At 65.2% G+C, this 16180-nt stretch carries 16 protein-coding genes; 9 read left to right on the forward strand and 7 right to left on the reverse strand.

Annotation, left to right across the window (positions count from 1 at the left end):
• Positions 1-24: 24 nt before the first annotated feature.
• On the forward strand, positions 25-735 hold the full coding sequence (locus tag D7252_RS15245; protein WP_120776158.1) for a DUF4191 domain-containing protein: 711 nt from the start codon (positions 25-27) through the stop codon (positions 733-735).
• A 62-nt stretch (positions 736-797) separates the two neighbouring features.
• Here the strand turns inward: D7252_RS15245 and D7252_RS15250 are convergent, their stop codons facing one another.
• Entirely contained in the window at positions 798-1985 is a 1188-nt protein-coding gene (locus D7252_RS15250) for a RimK family alpha-L-glutamate ligase (protein ID WP_120776159.1), read from the reverse strand.
• Between the two features lie 17 nt (positions 1986-2002).
• On the opposite strand from D7252_RS15250, the gene D7252_RS15255 reads away from it, so the two are divergent.
• On the forward strand, positions 2003-2491 hold the full coding sequence (locus D7252_RS15255; RefSeq protein WP_120776160.1) for an ATP-dependent zinc protease: 489 nt from the start codon (positions 2003-2005) through the stop codon (positions 2489-2491).
• Positions 2492-2498: 7 nt separating this feature from the next.
• On the opposite strand, the gene D7252_RS15260 is transcribed toward D7252_RS15255, so the two are convergent.
• Positions 2499-2927, reverse strand: a complete 429-nt coding sequence (locus D7252_RS15260) for an RDD family protein (RefSeq protein WP_374225770.1) — start codon at positions 2925-2927, stop codon at positions 2499-2501.
• Between the two features lie 119 nt (positions 2928-3046).
• Between D7252_RS15260 and glnA (D7252_RS15265) the strand changes: the two genes are divergently transcribed.
• On the forward strand, positions 3047-4471 hold the full coding sequence (glnA, locus tag D7252_RS15265) for a type I glutamate--ammonia ligase (protein WP_120776161.1): 1425 nt from the start codon (positions 3047-3049) through the stop codon (positions 4469-4471).
• Between the two features lie 78 nt (positions 4472-4549).
• Here glnA (D7252_RS15265) and D7252_RS15270 read toward each other — a convergent pair whose 3' ends face one another.
• Entirely contained in the window at positions 4550-4822 is a 273-nt protein-coding gene (locus D7252_RS15270; RefSeq protein ID WP_120776162.1) for a hypothetical protein, read from the reverse strand.
• A 112-nt stretch (positions 4823-4934) separates the two neighbouring features.
• On the opposite strand from D7252_RS15270, the gene D7252_RS15275 reads away from it, so the two are divergent.
• Positions 4935-6083 (forward strand): AI-2E family transporter, encoded by a 1149-nt coding sequence (locus D7252_RS15275; protein ID WP_120776163.1) that lies wholly within the window; start codon positions 4935-4937, stop codon positions 6081-6083.
• A gap of 26 nt (positions 6084-6109) precedes the next feature.
• Here D7252_RS15275 and D7252_RS15280 read toward each other — a convergent pair whose 3' ends face one another.
• The 4 genes from D7252_RS15280 to D7252_RS15295 are packed head-to-tail and all read right to left on the reverse strand — an operon-like array spanning position 6110 to position 11634.
• Entirely contained in the window at positions 6110-7033 is a 924-nt protein-coding gene (locus D7252_RS15280) for a diacylglycerol kinase family protein (protein ID WP_120776164.1), read from the reverse strand.
• 48 nt (positions 7034-7081) lie between these two features.
• Positions 7082-10057, reverse strand: coding sequence for a bifunctional [glutamine synthetase] adenylyltransferase/[glutamine synthetase]-adenylyl-L-tyrosine phosphorylase (locus D7252_RS15285; protein ID WP_120776165.1), 2976 nt, complete (start codon positions 10055-10057; stop codon positions 7082-7084).
• Positions 10058-10066: 9 nt separating this feature from the next.
• Positions 10067-11404 (reverse strand): type I glutamate--ammonia ligase, encoded by a 1338-nt coding sequence (gene glnA, locus D7252_RS15290; protein WP_120776166.1) that lies wholly within the window; start codon positions 11402-11404, stop codon positions 10067-10069.
• A 2-nt stretch (positions 11405-11406) separates the two neighbouring features.
• Positions 11407-11634, reverse strand: coding sequence for an SPOR domain-containing protein (locus tag D7252_RS15295; protein WP_120776167.1), 228 nt, complete (start codon positions 11632-11634; stop codon positions 11407-11409).
• 68 nt (positions 11635-11702) lie between these two features.
• Here D7252_RS15295 and ppgK point away from each other — a divergent pair, with 68 nt between their 5' ends.
• The 5 genes from ppgK to D7252_RS19850 all read left to right on the forward strand — a co-directional run bounded on the left by ppgK (position 11703) and on the right by D7252_RS19850 (position 16110).
• A complete protein-coding gene (ppgK, locus tag D7252_RS15300) occupies positions 11703-12449 on the forward strand; it encodes a polyphosphate--glucose phosphotransferase (RefSeq protein ID WP_120776168.1) in 747 nt (248 codons plus the stop codon).
• Positions 12450-12852: 403 nt separating this feature from the next.
• The gene (locus tag D7252_RS15305) at positions 12853-14310 is read left to right on the forward strand and encodes an RNA polymerase sigma factor (RefSeq protein ID WP_308162508.1); all 1458 of its coding nucleotides are present in this window, start codon (positions 12853-12855) and stop codon (positions 14308-14310) included.
• On the forward strand, positions 14303-14659 hold the full coding sequence (locus D7252_RS15310) for a YciI family protein (RefSeq protein ID WP_183055317.1): 357 nt from the start codon (positions 14303-14305) through the stop codon (positions 14657-14659). The genes D7252_RS15305 and D7252_RS15310 overlap by 8 nt, the downstream gene beginning before the upstream one ends.
• Before the next feature lie 561 nt (positions 14660-15220).
• The gene (locus tag D7252_RS15315; RefSeq protein WP_120776169.1) at positions 15221-15529 is read left to right on the forward strand and encodes a hypothetical protein; all 309 of its coding nucleotides are present in this window, start codon (positions 15221-15223) and stop codon (positions 15527-15529) included.
• Between the two features lie 344 nt (positions 15530-15873).
• Positions 15874-16110 carry a hypothetical protein gene (locus D7252_RS19850; protein ID WP_147406752.1) on the forward strand — a complete coding sequence of 79 codons (237 nt, stop codon included), beginning with the start codon at positions 15874-15876 and terminating at the stop codon, positions 16108-16110.
• Positions 16111-16180: the final 70 nt, after the last annotated feature.

Here is a 16180-nt window from a genome sequence, read left to right on the forward strand (position 1 = left end):
GGCGGACTCGGTAGGCTTATCGTCATGGCAAAGCGTGCTCCCGAACCCGAAAAGCGTCCTGGGTTCTTCTCCCAGATCAAGTCCCTCTTCAGGTTCACGCGTGAGGCCTACCCGTGGCTTCCGTGGGTTCAGGTCGCCGTCCTCATCGGGGGCGTGCTCCTCGGCCTCGTCGCCGGGTACCTCATCCCGCCGTTCCAGGTCTGGACCCTCGTGCTCTGGGGGATCACCGGTCTGATGCTGGGTGTGCTCGGCGCTCTGTTCCTGATGACGCGTCTGTCGACATCGGCCATGTACATGAAGATCGATGGCATGCCCGGCGCGACCGGCCACGTCCTCAGCACGAGCCTCGGCCGCAAGTGGCAGGCCACTGACACCCCGGTCGGTATCAACCCCAAGACGCAGGAAGCGGTTTACCGCACCATCGGGCGCGGTGGCATCGTCGTCATCGGCGAAGGTGCGCGCGGCCGTCTGACCCGTCTCGTCAACGAGGAGCGCAGCAAGGCGCAGCGCGTCGCACATGGCGTGCCGGTCACCGTGCTGTACGTCGGCCACGGCGACGACGAGGTGCCGATCGCTGAACTCTCCAAGACCATCAAGAAGCTTCCCAAGGTCATCGACAAAACCACGATGGCCGCCGTGATCCGCCGCGTCGAGTCCGTCTCCCAGTCACTGTCGTCACTGCCGATCCCGAAGGGCATCGACCCCACGAAGGTCCGCGCGCAGCGACCGCGCTGAGCAGTCTCACCGCCCGACGAAAAGCGCGGCCGCCCTCCCCTGAGGCGCGGCCGCGCTTTCGTTCACTCCGACAGAGGCTGCTTCGGCAGGCGGCGCACCTTGGCGCGACGCCGACGACGCTCCGGGACCATCGACCGCATCTCATCCAATTTGCCGAAGCAGAAGAGACGGTCATCGGCTTCCAGCACGACATGCTTCCTCGGGTTGGGAATCACACTGACCCCACGGTGGAGGGTGAGCACGGTGATGTCCCGCTCCCACAGCCCTGCCTCACCGATCGTCTTGCCGACAAGATCGACGGCGCCGTGCACCATCAGCTCGGCGACACCGTATCCGGTCGAGACGGTCAAGCGCTGCCGCACGTCGATCTCCGGGAACGCCACCTGCCCGGCGATGTAGTCGATGATCGCGCCGGCGACATCGAGCTTGGTCGCCGTCTCGATGCCCTGAAGCCCGGGAGAGGAGTTGACCTCCATCACCAGCGGTCCGTCCTCGCCCTCGAGCATGTCGACACCGGCGACACGCAAGCCCATGATCTGGGCGGAGCGGACAGCAGCGCGCTCGTACACCGGGTCGAGTTCGATCGCCGCGACAGACCCGCCTCTGTGCACGTTCGAGCGGAACTCATCCCCCGCTGCAGACCGTCGCATCGCTGCGACCACACGGTCGCCCACGACGAGCGCACGGATGTCGCGACCGCGGCTCTCGGAGATGAACTTCTGGATCAGGACGTTCTGGTTCGTCGAGTGCAGCGTTTCGATGATGGCTTCGGCGACCTTCACCTGCGGGGCGAGGATGACGCCGATTCCCTGGGTTCCCTCGAGGAGCTTGATCACCACGGGCGCTCCGCCGACGCGCTCGATGGCGGGCCGCACGTCTGCCCGGTTGCGCACGAACGCTGTGGGCGGCATCGCGATGTTGTGCCGCGAGAGGATCTGATTCGCCCGGAGCTTGTCGCGCGCACTCGAGATTCCGTTGGCGGTGTTGGGCGTGTACACGTCCATCTGCTCGAACTGTCGGACCACGGCGGTGCCGAAATAGGTGATCGAGTTGCCGATGCGCGGAAGGATCGCGTCGTAGTCGCTCAGCTGACGACCCCGGTAGTGCAGGTCGGGCTCGTCCGACGTGAGGTCGATCGCGAACCGCAGGGTGTTCAGTACCTTGACGTTGTGACCGCGCTGCAGGGCCGCCGCGCGCAGTCGTTGAGTGGAGTACGCCTGAGGCGCACGGGACAGCACTGCGATCTTCACGGAAATTTCCTGCCAGGATGTATCAGGTGAGTAGGTCCCCCCATTCAAACACCCTTACGGGGTGGCGCGAGTGGGTGAGCCTCCCCGATCTCGGCGTGGACTGGATCAAGGCGAAGATCGACACCGGCGCGCGCACATCCTCCCTCCACGCCTTCGATATCCACGAGTTCGACCGTGAGGGCGAAGACTGGGTCCGCTTCCGCGTCAAACCCTGGCAGGACAGTCAAGAGGATGCCGTCGTCGTCGAGACGCCCGTCCATGACCGCCGTGCTGTGCGCAGTTCCTCCGGGCACGCCCAGGACAGACTCGTCGTCAAGCTGATGATCCGTCTCGTCGACCGCGAGGTGCTGGCCGAAGTCACTCTGAGCAATCGCGACGAGATGGGCTTCCGGATGCTCATCGGTCGCGAGGCCCTGCGTCACGGCTACACCGTGGATCCTGCTCGATCGTTCCTCGGCGGGCGCGCTCCGCGGGAAGCTCGCCGTCGCAATCGCGGTCGGGACTGACGCGCATTCAGGTGCGGATCAGCACCGTCCCGATCGCCTTGTCGTGAAGGCCGCGCTGGTCAGCATCCCAGATCACTGCGGGAATCACGACCACGAGAAGCAGGGTGCGGACGATCGGGCGCCACAGCCCCACCCAGCCTCCGTCGAGGCGGACGATCCGCATGCCGAGGATGCGGTGCCCGGGGCTTCCGCCCGCAGTCGGGATGAAGAGGATCTGCAGCACCGCGAACACGAGCATCGGCGCGAACTGCGTCAGGCCGGCCTCGGTCGGCAGGGCGAACTGATCGAACCCGAGGAATGCCGTCGCGATGATCGTTGCTGCGGTGTAGTCGATGACGAGGGCGCCGATCCGCCTGCCCGCCCGCGCGATGCTTCCCGACCCCGATTCCGGCAATCCGAGTCGTTCACCGGGGTATCTGTTCACAGCATCCGTCACCGCTCCAGTTTACCGAGCGCTGTAACATCCCTGAAACAAAGCGGACACCCCGGAGAAATCCTCCAGCCGTACTGTGCAGAATGGCCGTAAGCCATCGATCCGCATTACAGGAGTCGTACATGTTCAAAGATTCGTCCGAGGTACTGAGCTACATCCAGGAGAACGACGTCAAATTCCTTGACATCCGTTTCACCGATCTCCCGGGTGTGCAGCAGCACTTCAACATTCCTGCATCCACGGTCGATGAGGCGTTCTTCACCGAGGGTCAGCTGTTCGACGGCTCCTCGATCCGCGGCTTCGCCAGCATCCACGAGTCCGACATGCAGCTGATCCCTGACGTCACGACGGCGTACGTCGATCCTTTCCGCGAGGCGAGCACCCTCGTGATGATCTTCGACATCTACAACCCGCGCACCGGCGAGATCTACTCGAAGGACCCGCGTCAGGTCGCCAAGAAGGCCGAGAAGTACCTCACCTCGACGGGGATCGCCGACACCGCGTTCTTCGCCCCTGAGGCGGAGTTCTACATCTTCGACGACGTCCGCTACTCGGTCACCGCCGGCGAGAGCTTCTACAAGGTCGACTCGGAAGAGGCCGCCTGGAACACCGGCCGCGAGGAAGAAGGCGGAAACCTCGCCAACAAGACCCCGTACAAGGGCGGCTACTTCCCCGTCAGCCCGGTCGACAAGACCGCTGACCTCCGCGACGACATCACCCTCAAGCTGATCGACGCCGGGTTCATTCTCGAGCGCTCGCACCACGAGGTCGGCACCGCCGGTCAGCAGGAGATCAACTACCGCTTCGACACGATGGTGCACGCGGCCGACGACATCCTGAAGTTCAAGTACATCGTCAAGAACACCGCCGACGAGTGGGGCAAGGTCGCGACCTTCATGCCCAAGCCGCTCTACGGCGACAACGGCTCCGGCATGCACACGCATCAGTCGCTCTGGGCAGACGGCAAGCCGCTCTTCTACGATGAGGCCGGCTACGGCCAGCTCAGCGACGTCGCGCGCTGGTACATCGGCGGCATCCTGGCGCACGCGCCGGCCCTGCTCGCCTTCACCAACCCGACGCTGAACAGCTACCACCGTCTGGTCAAGGGCTTCGAGGCTCCGGTCAACCTGGTCTACTCGGCCGGAAACCGCTCCGCCGCGATCCGCATCCCGATCACCGGTTCCAACCCGAAGGCCAAGCGCATCGAGTTCCGCGCGCCCGACGCCTCCGGCAACCCGTACCTCGCCTTCGCCGCACAGCTGATGGCGGGTCTCGACGGCATCAAGAACCGCATCGAGCCGCACGAGCCGGTCGACAAGGACCTCTACGAGCTTCCCCCCGAGGAGGCCAAGGGCATCCCGCAGGTTCCGAACTCCCTGCTGGACTCGCTCGACGCTCTCGCGGCCGACCACCAGTTCCTCCTCGAGGGTGGCGTGTTCACCAAGGAGCTCATCGAGACCTGGATCTCCTACAAGTACGAGAACGAGATCCTGCCGATGGCGCAGCGTCCGCACCCGTTCGAGTACGAGCTCTACTTCGGGGTCTGAATCCACAGCGGCCATTGAACGGCCCGACTCCCTCGATCGAGAGAGTCGGGCCGTTCTTTGTATATGACGGTGCGACTGTCAGGACCGCCGCACCGAGAGCATCTCCCACCCCTCGGGCACTTGCGCCTCCAGGGCGACCATATCCTCCGCCTCGATCTCCTGCGGTTCGTCACGACGACGGAACTTGCCCTCGACGATGCGGATCCCGCCGGGCTTCATCTCGACGTGCGCCGACACCATGTCCCATCCGGGAGGAGTCTCACCTTTGAGTTGCTCCCGGAGTGCGGGCAGCTCGGTTCCTTCGGCGGTGGCGGTCCGTGTTTCCGCGGGGCGAATCAGAGCGAAGAGCATGCGGTCAAGCCTAGGAGTCTTTTCGCGTGTCAGCGGGCTTCCCCGTGCGGATGCGGGATGATCGACTGATGGGTCCGGCTTTCGAGGGTCGGACGTGCAACCAGGGAGAACCATGCGCCGTAGACGAGTGACCGCCAACGTCGAGCTGGCCGCGCCCGCGGAACCGAGAGCGGCTCAGCCTTCGAACGCGGTGGCCGCATACGCTCGGACGAATCCCTTCAAATTCGGTCTGCTCGGAGCTCTCGGCGTGCTGGTGGCGCTGACCCTCGGCGGGATCGTCGAGCAGCTGGGCACCGTTCTCGTGTACGTCGGTGTCGCGCTTTTCCTCTCGCTCGGCCTCGACCCCGTCGTCCGATTCATCGAGAAGAAGCTGCCCCGCGCCGCCGCCGTGGCCATCGTCGTGGCCGTGGTGCTTCTCGCCTTCGCCGGCATCATCTTCGCCATCGTCCCGCTCGTCGTCGAGCAGATCAACAACCTGATCAAAGACGGACCGAAGATGGTCGACGACTTCATGAAGAGCCAGTGGTTCACCGACGTCAGCGGCCAGTTCGGCCCGACGATCGAGGAAGCTGTGCAGGGCGGCCTCAGCTTCGTCCAGAACCCCGACAACTTCGTCGACATCGGCGGTGGCGTCGTCGCTGTCGGTGCCGGAATAGCCGGGGCCATCACGGGCATCACGATCGTGCTGATCCTCACGCTGTTCTTCATGGCATCCCTGCGCAGCATGAAGCGCACGGCGGTCCGCTTCGTCCCGGCATACCAGCGGGACACCTTCAGCGAGCTCCTCGAGGACGTCTCCGGCGCGGTCGGACGGTACGTGATCGGGCAGGCGAGCCTTGCGCTCATCAACGGCGTGCTCAGCCTCATCTTCCTCACCATCATCGGCGCACCGGTGCCGGCTCTGCTCGCCCTCATCGCCTTCATCGGATCGACGATCCCCTTGGTGGGGACACTGACCGCATCGATCATCAACTCGCTGATCTGCCTGTTCGTGTCACCCGTCACGGCCCTGATCGCGATCGGGTACTACCTGGTCTACATGCAGATCGAGGCCTACGTGCTCTCGCCGCGCATCATGAGCAAGGCCGTAGCGGTGCCCGGAGCACTCGTCGTGATCGCCGCTGTGGCCGGTGGCGCACTGGGCGGCGTGCTCGGAGCACTCGTCGCGATCCCCGTCGCCGCGAGCATCATCATCGTCATCCAGAAGGTGACGTTCCCCGCGCAGGACAGGAAAGTCGCCCCGCGCCAAGCAGCGGTCTGATCGACCGAGGCCACCTGCCCGCTGTGTCAGCGGACGAGCAGGGCTCCGGGCTGCACGCGCACGTTGAACGAGGTGACCTCGCCGATCTCCTCGCCGTCGATCTCGAACATGAGCGGCGTCGTGAGCTCGACCGCGATCTTCTCCACGGGCAGGTGCCGCGCGGAATCCGTGCTCACGGCGTCGTCATCGGCCGTGCTGAAGAACCGGCGGATGCCGTTGTCCCAGACGAATGACCGAAGAGTGTCGAGCCATTGCAGCACGCCGTCCGCGCTGATCATGAGCACATCGAGCTTCCCGTCGTCGAGCACGGCATCGGGCAGCAGTCGGATGCCGCCCTGCAGCATCCCGCAGTTGCCGATGAGCATGGTGTGCCCGCGCGCGGCGACGGCCTTCTCATCGTCGATGGCGACCGTGATCTCCGTCATCTCCGTTCCGGCCAGGGCACGACCCATCGCCTCGACGTACGCCAGCCAGCCGGCTTTCGACTTCAGGTCGTCATCCGTCTCGACGAGCATCTGCGCGTCGATCCCGAATCCGACCATCACCGCGAAAGCGTGCTCGGTTCCGTCGTACGAGACCCACCCCAGATCGATACGACGCTCCTCGGCGTCGCGGATCCGCTCGAGAGCCGCAGGCACGTCATTCAACGGCACTTCGAGGTTGCGCGCGAGGAGATTGCCCGTGCCCTGCGGCACGATCCCGAGAGCCGCCTCGGATCCGGCGAGCGACTCGGCCACTGCACGGACCGTGCCGTCCCCACCGACCGCGATGACGACGCTGCGGCCGTCTTCGAGCGCCTCACGGGCCATGCCGCGCCCCGGGTCCTCAGGGGTCGTCTCCCACCATCGGATGTCCTGCTGGTCGCCGAAGACGGCGCTCACAGCAGCCTGAAGGTCGTCCCGCTCCGCCTTGGAGGGGTTCCAGATGATTGCGATCCGTGCCTGCGTCATATCGTCAGCTTGGAACACGACGCGCGATACTGCAAACTCAGCCGACGATTATCCGTAGAACAGGTGCTCGAACGACTTTCGTGCGCGGCGCGTCACGCCGAGGTAGTCCTCTTCGAGGTCGGTCGCTGAGCGATCGGGATAGCCCAGCAGCCGCCCGATCGCGTCGAGCTGCCGCCGATCCGCCGGGAGGACGTCGCTGGTCTGGCCCGTCAGCAGAGTGATCGCCGAGCGCAGCCGGCTCGCCAGACGCCAGGCCTCCCGAAGACGTTCCGCATCGTCCTCCGGCACGAGCCCGGCGTCCACCGCAGCCTCCAGGGCGGACAATGTCGATGTGGTCTGCAGGCGCGGCTCGTGGTGGGCGTGCTGGAGTTGCAGCAGCTGCACCAGCCACTCGACGTCGCTGAGAGTCCCGGGGCCGAGCTTCAGATGCCGCCGCGGGTCGGCGCCCTGCGGCAGCCTCTCCCCCTCGACTCTCGCCTTGATCCGCTTGATCTCGCGGGTGCCCTGGAGGTCGACATCCTCGGGGTAGCGGATCGAGTCCGCGAGCTCGGTGAACCGCGCGATCAGCCTCGCGCTCCCCGCCACACCTCGAGCACGAAGCAGCGCCTGCGCCTCCCACGACAGCGACCACCGCCGGTAGTACGCGGTGTAGGCCTCGATGGACCGCACGACCGGGCCCTGGCGCCCCTCCGGGCGGAGGTCGGCGTCGAGATCGAGCGGGACGCGGTGGTCGGTCAGATGCTCACGGAGCCCTGCGACGATCTGAGTGGCGAGAGTCTGAGCCCGCTGACCGTCGATGCCGTTGGCGTCGTAGACGTAGAGGATGTCGGCGTCGGAGCCGAAGCCCAACTCGGCACCGCCGAACCGTCCCATCGCGATGATCGCGAAGTCCAGCGCGGCGTCTTCCGGCGGTACGACCTCACGCACGACGGCCCTCAGCGCCGCCTGGATCGTCGCCTCGGTGATCTCGGTCAGCGCCGTGGCGACCTCCTCGATCGTGAGGACGTCGAGCACGGCGCCCATCGCGGTGCGCAGCAGCTCGCGGCGGCGGAGCGCACGAACCGCCCGCAAGGCGTCGCCGACCGTCTCATGTCGGGTCTGGATGGCGCGCGCTTCTTCGTCGAGGGCCGCCGCACCGCGAGGACGCAGCCGCTCCCGGTTGTCCAACCAGGCGACCGACTCGGGGATCCACTCCATCAATTCGCCGACATAGCGAGACGAAGACAGCAGACGCGTCAGGCTCTCGGCCGCCCCGGAGGAATCGCGCAGCACGCGGAGGAACCACGGCGTGTCGCCCAGTCGCTCGCTGATCCTGCGAAAGGCGATGAGGCCGTAGTCAGGATCGCTCCCGTCGGCGAACCAGCGCACCATGATCGGCATGAGATGCCGTTGGATCGTCGTCTTGCGGCTGAGGCCGCTCGTGAGGGCGCCGATATGGCGGAGCGCCCCCGCCGGATCACGGAACCCGATGGCCGCGAGGCGGTCGTGCGCCTGCGCGGCGGACAGCGTTCGCTCCTCTTCCGGCAGCCCCGCGACAGCGCTGAGAAGAGGTCGATAGAAGAGACGGGTGTGGATCTCGCGCACCTCCCGACGCACCTTCTCCCAGCGCGCCCACACGCCCTCCCCGGTCTCGGCGAGGCCCGAGCTCCGCGCAAGGACGCGTAGTCCGGCGGGCGTGCGCGGCATCAGGTGCGTGCGGCTCAGCTCTCGAAGCTGGAGCCGGTGTTCCATCAGGCGGAGGACGCGGTAGTCCTCGGCGAACGAGCCGGCATCCGCCCTTCCGATGTATCCCCCCGCGACGAGGGAGTCGAGGCTCTCCAATGTGCCGCGGGTGCGGATCGTCTCGTCGGTGAGACCGTGGACCAACTGCAGCAGTTGTACCGTGAACTCGATGTCGCGCAGGCCTCCGGCGCCGAGCTTCAGCTGGTACGGCGCGTCCTCCGCGTCGATGTGCTCCGTGACCCGCTCTCGCATGCGCTGCACGCTCTCGACGAAGTCGTCCCTGGCAGCACTCGACCAGATCTTCGGCTGCACAGCGGCGATGTAGTCCGCGCCGAGCTGCGGATCGCCGGCAAGCGGACGTGCTTTGAGGAGCGCCTGGAACTCCCAGCTCTTCGCCCATCGTTCGTAGTACGCGAGGTGTGACGGGAGGGAGCGCACCAGCGCGCCCTGTTTCCCCTCCGGCCGCAGGTTGGCATCGACCTCCCACAGCGGCGGTTCCACCTCGATGCCGCTCAACCCGCGCATCGTCTCGCGGGCCAGGCGCGTGGCGATCTCGATGGCACGCGCCTCTCCCACGGCCTCTTCGTCGCTGCTGCCGCCGACGAAGATCACGTCCACGTCGCTGACGTAGTTGAGCTCCCGGGCGCCTGCCTTGCCCATGCCGATGACCGAGAGCCGCGTCGCCGCGATCTCATGTTCGGGTATCGTCTCGCGCAATCGGGTTCTGGCCACGGCGAGAGAGGCTTCGAGCGCCGCCCCCGCGGCATCCGCGAGCGCTGCCGCCACATCGCCGACGACAACCTCCGGAGAGGGATGGGTCAGGTCGTAGGCGGCGATGGCCGCGAGACTCCGCCGATACGCGACACGGATGGCGACGACGGCGTCATCGTCTCCGGCACGGGCGAAGCCGCGCTCCACGCCGACCGCAGCGAGCATCCGCTCTCGGAGCATCTGCTCGGTCGGCAACGAGGAATTCGACTCCCCCAGGACCGACAGCTGCTCCGGATGCCGGAGGAAGAAGTCGGCCAGCCCCTCGGACGCTCCGAAGACTCGCCACACCCGACGACGGGAATCGGCATCGTCGAGGAGCGCCCGGAGCGGAACAGGGTCCCGACGCGCCACACGCACCATGCCCCGCACGGCGGCGTCAGGATCTGCAGCGCTCGCCCCGTCCAGCACGGAAGGACGCGGGCGCTCGACGAGGTTCGCCAGTTCGGCGAGGGATGCCGCCGCCTCACTCAGCTCGGCGAAGCCGAGCCTGGCCAGCGCAGACAGCGAGACGGAGTCGTCCGGACGGGCCATGCGCGCCGCTCAGAGGAGCTCGAGGTTGTTCTTCAGCTCCAGCGGGGTGACCTGCCCGCGGTAGGCCTCCCACTCCTTGCGCTTGTTGAGAAGCACGTAGTTGAAGACCTGTTCTCCGAGCGTCTCGGCGACGAGTTCCGACGCCTCCATGTACTCGAGGGCGTGATCCAGGCTCGCGGGCAGCGCCGCATAGCCCAGGGCACGCCGTTCCGCGTCGCTGAGGGCCCAGACGTTGTCTTCGGCCTCCGGCGGGAGCTCATAGCCCTCTTCGATGCCCTTGAGACCGGCGGCCAGCAGCAGGGCATAGGCGAGATACGGGTTGGCGGCGGAGTCGAGTGCCCGATACTCGACACGCGACGACTGGCCCTTGTTCGGCTTGTACATCGGCACGCGCACGAGTGCGGAGCGGTTGTTGTGACCCCACGTCACGAAGCTCGGAGCCTCGTCGCCGCCCCAGAGTCGCTTGTACGAGTTGACGAACTGGTTCGTGACCGCCGCGATCTCGTTTGCGTGCTTGAGGAGACCGGCGATGAAGTGACGGCCGGTCTTGGAGAGCTGGTACTTCGCGCCCTCCTCGTAGAAGGCGTTCTGATCGCCTTCGAACAGCGACATGTGCGTGTGCATACCGCTGCCGGGCTGACCGCTGAGGGGCTTGGGCATGAACGTCGCGTAGACACCCTGCTCGATCGCCACCTCTTTGATGACCGTGCGGAACGTCATGATGTTGTCGGCCGTCGTCAGTGCGTCCGCGTAGCGGAGGTCGATCTCGTTCTGCCCCGGACCGCCCTCATGGTGGCTGAACTCGACCGAGATGCCGAGATCTTCCAGCATCCGCACGGAACGGCGACGGAAGTCGTGCGCCGTTCCGCCGGGCACGTTGTCGAAATATCCCGCGGAGTCGACGGGCACGGGCCCGTCCGGTCCGTACGACGACGACTTGAGGAGGTAGAACTCGATCTCGGGGTGCGTGTAGAACGTGAAGCCGGCATCGGCGGCCTTCGCCAGGGTGCGCTTGAGCACATGACGCGGGTCGGCGACGGCCGGCTGACCGTCGGGGGTCGTGATGTCGCAGAACATCCGCCCGGTCGGGTCGATCTCACCGCGCCACGGCAGTGTCTGGAAAGTGGTGGGGTCGGGCTGCGCGAGCAGGTCCGACTCGTATGTGCGGGTGAGCCCCTCGATCGCCGAGCCGTCGAACCCGATGCCCTCGGCGAATGCGCCCTCAACCTCGGCCGGCGCGATCGCCACCGATTTGAGCGTGCCGATGACGTCGGTGAACCACAGACGTACGAACTTGACGCCGCGCTCTTCGATGGTCCGGAGGACGAAATCTCGCTGCTTGTCCATGGTCACTCCGCGCCCTGGCCCTTCGCCCCTTGGCCCTTGGCGTCCCAGCCCTGCTCGGCGGCTTCTTCCTCAGCCCAGGCGCGCGAGCGCTCTTTGAGGACCTCGGGTGCGCGAGCGGCTTCAGCCTGCGTGTCGAAGGGCCCGACCCGATCGACGGACGGCGAGATCATGCCGAACTCCACCTGCCCGGTTTCGAGGTTGTACCAGTACTTGTGGTCACCGTCAGACATCGCTGCCCCTCCTTCACGTGATGTCATCGATCCTACTGGCGTGCGCCGTGCTCGCTAAGCTATCGATCATGGCAAAAGCGATCGGCGTCGATATCGGCGGCACGGGAATCAAAGCAGGAATCGTCGACCTCACGCACGGCACAATGGACTCCGATCGCATCAGGGTCCCCACTCCCAAGGGCGCAGCGCCGCAGGACGTGCTCGAGGCGGTAAAGACCGTCTTGAAGTCACTCGACGTGCACGATTCGACACTCCCGCTCGGCGTCGCCTTCCCGGCGATCGTCAAGCGCGGAAAGACTTTGTCTGCGGCGAACGTCTCCAAGGAATGGCTGGACTTCGACGCGGAGCGCTTCTTCCGCGATGGACTCGGGCGCAACATCGTCTTCGTGAACGACGCCGACGCGGCGGGAGTCGCCGAGGCACGCCACGGTGCAGCTCGCGACGTGCGCGGCCTCACCCTGCTGACCACGTTGGGCACCGGCATCGGCTCGGCGTTCCTCTACGACGGCGTGCTGATGCCCAACTCCGAGCTCGGTCACCTGAACTTCGGCGAGTACGAATCCGTCGAGACGTACGCGGCGACCTCTGCGCGGGAGCGCGAGAACCTCAGCTGGCCCGAATGGGCCGAGCGTCTGCAGGCGTTCTACTCCCACATCGAGTTCCTGTTCAGCCCCGACCTGTTCGTGGTCGGCGGCGGCGTGTCCAAGAACGCGGGCGACTTCCTCCCGCTGCTCGAACTCAAGACCCCGATCGTTCCCGCGATCCACCGGAACAACTCCGGCATCATCGGCGCCGCGTCCCTCGCCGGCGACTGAGGCTGGAGTCACCGGAGCGAAGATCCGCCATCCATCAGTAGTTCGGCGCCGATGAAGTAGGCCGCCTCGAGCGATCGGACGGTGCGGATCAACCCCGCCGATTATTTCGATTCTCGCGTGCAGAGTCGTCCGTCATGCCAGCGCCTCGGACTCCGCGGGGCCCGTCCGGTCGGTGGGCGAGGTTCTCTTCGGCACGCCTCACATCCATTCGATACAGCAGAATCGCCATCATGGGGTCGTTGTACATGTCGAGACCGTGCTTTCCGTGTTCCGACGGTGATGCGGATCGATCACTCGCCATACATGGACCACGAATGGTTGCCTGCCGTTTCGACACGTCGATCGCCAGACTCGCCCGACAGGGAGCCAGTGCGACGCAACGTTCGCGTCGTCACCGTCGTCCGTGAAACACGCGGATCTGATCGCGAACATCCTTTTTCTGAGCCAACTGTCGGATCGTGCGAGTCTCGTTCGTAGCATCATCAAAGAGACCGACGTGCGACCGCACGCGACGCAGGATCGAGGGCTGAGCATCCACGCCAGTGACGCGAAACCAACGGAGGCCACCCTGGCCCTCGTGCACGAAGTAGTCGTGCACACTCATCGCCAGGAGTGGGGCCGCATCGTTGCGGGACTCGCGCGACGATGTGGTGATCTCGACCTCGCTGAAGAGATGACAGCGGAGGCGTTCGCTTCCGCGATTGCTCGCTGGCCCGACAGCGGTGTGCCTCCCAACCCTGGAGGGTGGATCACGACCACTGCGTATCGAAAGGCGATTGATCGGCTGCGTCGTGAGGCGCACCGCGATGCGAAGTACCGGGAGGCGCTCATGATCTATGACCCGACTCCCTCCGAGCCCGTGGGGACAGTGGAGGATGACCGCCTGCGGCTGATGTTCGTTTGTTGCCACCCTGCCCTGTCGATGGAGTCGCGCGTCGCTTTGACCTTGCGCATGGTCGGTGGCCTCACCGTTGCCGAGATCGGACGCGCCTTCCTGGTACAGGAGAGCACGATGGGCCAACGGATCACACGAGCCAAAGCAAAGCTCAAGTCCGCCCGAATCCCGTACGAGATGCCTGACCCGGATGACTTGGCGGAAAGGCTCGACGGTGTGCTGGCCGTGCTCTACCTGGTCTTCAACGAGGGTTATTTTGCGTCGGGAGCGGATACCCCACCGCTGCGCCGGGAACTCACCAGCGAAGCGATCCGACTGGCACGCCTTTTGCGGGAGATGCTCCCCGACGACCTGGAGACGGCAGGCCTGCTGGCGCTGATGCTGCTGACTGAGGCCCGTGCGGACGCCCGACTCAGCTCCGACGGGGAAGAGCTGGTGCGGTTGGATGAACAGGATCGTGGGCTGTGGGATCAGGCGTTGATAGCGGAAGGGTTGTCGCTTCTGCCCGCGGAGGACGGTATCGGCAGCGGACGGACTGAGGCCGGACGGTTTGAACTGTTGGCGGGCATAAACGCAGTTCACGTGAGCGCATCCCGGGCTAAAAGCACGCGGTGGGATCAGATCGTGTCGCTCTACGAACAGTTGGAACGCCTCGATCCGAGCCCGTTCGTCACGTTGAACCGCGCCATAGCGATTTCCGAGTACGACTCGCCAATCGTCGCCCTGGCCATCGTGGAGCGCCTGAGAAGTTCGCTAAATGGCTCGCACGCGTTCCACGTCACTCGGGCCGAACTTTTGCGTGCTGCGGGACGATCACGAGAAGCGTACGCCGCCTACAACGATGCGATGGATCTGGCGGGCAACACTGCGGAGAGAGCGCACTTGGTCCGTCGGCAGGATCAGCTCGCGTCGCGCGTACTGGCGGAGATCTTCGACCAACCAAAGAATGGAGAGAAGAATGAGTAGTCAGTATCTGGTGATCCACATGACCGACTCCAAAGGCGCCGCACTGTCACGGACGGACGATCAGCGTTTGCTCGGTGAATGGGCTGAGGAGGGCAAGGTCGACGGACGCCTGCACGACGGTGCGCCCGTCGGGGCCCCGGATGAGGCAAAGTCGGTCGCCGTCCGGAACGGGCAGGTGATCGTCACCGATGGACCGTTCCCAGAATTCAAGGAGTGGTTCGCCGGATACGACATCATCACGGCCGAATCGATCGAAGAAGCAGCGGCATACATGGGCAAGCACCCTACGGCTGTACGCGGGCGGGTGTACGTCCTCCCTGTCGTGAAGCTCCCTTGGGACGAGCAGTGAGTTGCGCATCTGCGAAAGATGGATCATGACCTGGCAGTCGCTGTCCCTCTGGTCTCTATCGGGCCGCGCCAACGGGGCACTTCTCTACGCGGACCAAGGTTGCTGCAGCCTGCCGTAGTGCCCCCAGCGCACCACGGCAGACCGCGAACGTTGCACGGCTGTCGTTACCATCCCCAGGACAACAACGCGCATGCTACAGCGGTCAACCATAGACCTGGCGTCCGGCGATAGATAGGGGGCTATCGCATCATCGAGCCGCGCCGATACGTTGGCTGTGATCGCAAAGCAACACAGCGGTTACGGGCCGGTGAAGTCCCCAGCAACACCGGCTGGTGGCCCCGAGGGCTCCCCAGGCCTGGCGGGGCCACCCCTCGGCATCGCGACTCACGTCGCTCGTCATCCACGCTCGTCCCCGCTTAGCGCACGACGAGCACGACATGGCGAACCGTTACAGCATGGCCGTGTTGCAACGACCACCAGGATTCACCGGGACTCACGCGCTGGCGTGTGGTTTACGCCGGGCCGTAAGATCAGGATCACTTTGTCCGTGAAGGAGCGATCGTGACCGATCCCGAGGGACTCGAAGATGCAAAGAAGATGCGTTTGTCGAGCGAACTCGAGCAGGTGGAGCGTCAGCGAGCCGAAGCCTTGAGAGATGGACTGAGCCTCGGCGGAGGACTAGGCCAGCACGAGCAGATGACAGATCTCGCCGGGCGCGCTGAGGCGATACGTGAGCAGCTCGGCCACCCCGTTTCCGCACCGCTCGAAGGTCGCGGATGGCGAGCATGGATCGGCTGGGCAGTTCTGGTGCTGGCGTGTGTCGGCATCGTCGGTGGCATCTGGGTGATGGGAAGCGGCGGGCAATTTTGATGGGCTTGGACAGCAGTCACCGTATGCATCGGGTCGGACTGGTCGTGGTCCGTGTCGCGTTGCCATGTTGGACTCTGCTGATTGGTGTGCTGCTCGTTTGGTATGGCCTGAGACTTTCGTCTGAGGAGCCAGATCAAGGGTGGCCGATCGTGGCGTTCAGTGGCGCGCTCGTCGTCGTTTCCTTGCTACTTCTTTGGTTGTTGAATTCGAAGCGATCAAGGGAACGATGGGAGTCCTACTCGATGCCGGATAACGAGCATCCATCGCCGCGTTACGGGGAAGACACCGAGTGACTGCCGGCACCCCTCGCTACAGTGGGATCACCTGGGAGAGAGCGACCGCGAATGCCTGAAGAATCACGCGACGAGACACCGACCCGTCGATACAGGTGGCGGTACGGCCCGCTCCGATTGATCGCCCCATGGATCGCAGCCGCCGTGGGCGTATTCCTCCTCGTGAGAGGCATCGTCGACCTGCAGACGCGGGGCGAACCACTGTTCATCTTTGTCGGGGCGGGTCTCACAGCCCTCGCCATCGTCTTCTTCTTCGTCTATAAGTGGATGGCAAAACGAGGGGTCTAGTTGGCCCGCGGCCGATCTCGGTATGGGCTTGCGATGAAGCATTTCGGGGCGTAGCCGCTGCGGCCGATTC

Source organism: Microbacterium sp. CGR2, from assembly GCF_003626735.1.
Taxonomy (GTDB): Bacteria; Actinomycetota; Actinomycetes; order Actinomycetales; family Microbacteriaceae; genus Microbacterium.

Bases quoted from the DNA above. Each gene is read 5' to 3' on its own strand.
- D7252_RS15245 (WP_120776158.1), top strand. From the start codon at position 25: ATGGCAAAGCGTGCTCCCGAACCCGAAAAGCGTCCTGGGTTCTTCTCC.
- D7252_RS15255 (WP_120776160.1), top strand. From the start codon at position 2,003: ATGTATCAGGTGAGTAGGTCCCCCCATTCAAACACCCTTACGGGGTGG.
- glnA (WP_120776161.1), top strand. From the start codon at position 3,047: ATGTTCAAAGATTCGTCCGAGGTACTGAGCTACATCCAGGAGAACGAC.
- D7252_RS15270 (WP_120776162.1), bottom strand. From the start codon at position 4,822: ATGCTCTTCGCTCTGATTCGCCCCGCGGAAACACGGACCGCCACCGCC.
- D7252_RS15275 (WP_120776163.1), top strand. From the start codon at position 4,935: ATGCGCCGTAGACGAGTGACCGCCAACGTCGAGCTGGCCGCGCCCGCG.
- D7252_RS15280 (WP_120776164.1), bottom strand. From the start codon at position 7,033: ATGACGCAGGCACGGATCGCAATCATCTGGAACCCCTCCAAGGCGGAG.
- D7252_RS15285 (WP_120776165.1), bottom strand. From the start codon at position 10,057: ATGGCCCGTCCGGACGACTCCGTCTCGCTGTCTGCGCTGGCCAGGCTC.
- glnA (WP_120776166.1), bottom strand. From the start codon at position 11,404: ATGGACAAGCAGCGAGATTTCGTCCTCCGGACCATCGAAGAGCGCGGC.
- D7252_RS15295 (WP_120776167.1), bottom strand. From the start codon at position 11,634: ATGTCTGACGGTGACCACAAGTACTGGTACAACCTCGAAACCGGGCAG.
- ppgK (WP_120776168.1), top strand. From the start codon at position 11,703: ATGGCAAAAGCGATCGGCGTCGATATCGGCGGCACGGGAATCAAAGCA.
- D7252_RS15310 (WP_183055317.1), top strand. From the start codon at position 14,303: ATGAGTAGTCAGTATCTGGTGATCCACATGACCGACTCCAAAGGCGCC.
- D7252_RS19850 (WP_147406752.1), top strand. From the start codon at position 15,874: ATGCCTGAAGAATCACGCGACGAGACACCGACCCGTCGATACAGGTGG.